At 50.4% G+C, this 252-nt stretch carries 1 rRNA gene; it reads right to left on the reverse strand.

Annotated elements, in window-relative coordinates:
• Positions 1 to 175: 175 nt before the first annotated feature.
• A 23S ribosomal RNA gene (locus GTP69_RS30995) occupies positions 176 to 252 on the reverse strand; the annotation flags it as partial.

The raw sequence follows: 252 nt of genomic DNA on the forward strand, positions 1-252 counted from the left end.
ACGGTCCTGTTCGGGATGGGAAGGGGTGGGACCGACTTACTATGGTCATCAAGCTTTGACTTGTGTGCTCTGGCGCCGCCAATTGGGCGCCACAGCGAATCTGGGAGAAGTAAAGTTTTGTGTTGGGGTAGCACCACTCATCATCAGAGTAAATGCGCATAACCGTCAAGGTTATAGGGACAAGCCGTACGGGCAATTAGTATCAGTTAGCTTAATGCATTACTGCACTTCCACACCTGACCTATCAACGTC

Source organism: Duganella levis, from assembly GCF_009857605.1.
Classification (GTDB): domain Bacteria; phylum Pseudomonadota; class Gammaproteobacteria; order Burkholderiales; family Burkholderiaceae_D; genus Rugamonas; species Rugamonas levis.